Source organism: Treponema sp. R6D11 (assembly GCF_054786075.1).
In genome coordinates this window covers 1-257 of the sequence record NZ_BDHD01001466.1, presented here as the reverse complement: position 1 = coordinate 257, position 257 = coordinate 1, and the positions used below count along the sequence as shown (strand labels likewise).

The 257-nt window shown below is 42.8% G+C and carries 1 protein-coding gene; it reads left to right on the top strand.

Annotated elements, in window-relative coordinates:
- Window positions 1-257: hypothetical protein (locus ACYVTD_RS19130; protein WP_461249158.1), on the top strand; the 257-nt coding region annotated here is incomplete at both ends.

Genomic DNA, 257 nt, shown 5'->3' with positions numbered 1-257 from the left:
AACAGCATCGCCTAATATTGGTTATGAAGGTGATACTGTAACACTTAACTACAGAGTTGCGAATGTAGCGTTTTTTAATCATCTGGACTTACAGCTTGACTTGGAAAGCGATAACGGCGAAATCGCTTGTGAAGACACTGCCGGGAGCGGAAGTGAAACCTACACCATAAGCGACGAAGATGCTATAGACGGAGTTATCACCATTACCGCCATATTTATTCATGCTAATACTCCTATGACGCCTGTTACCATTACAG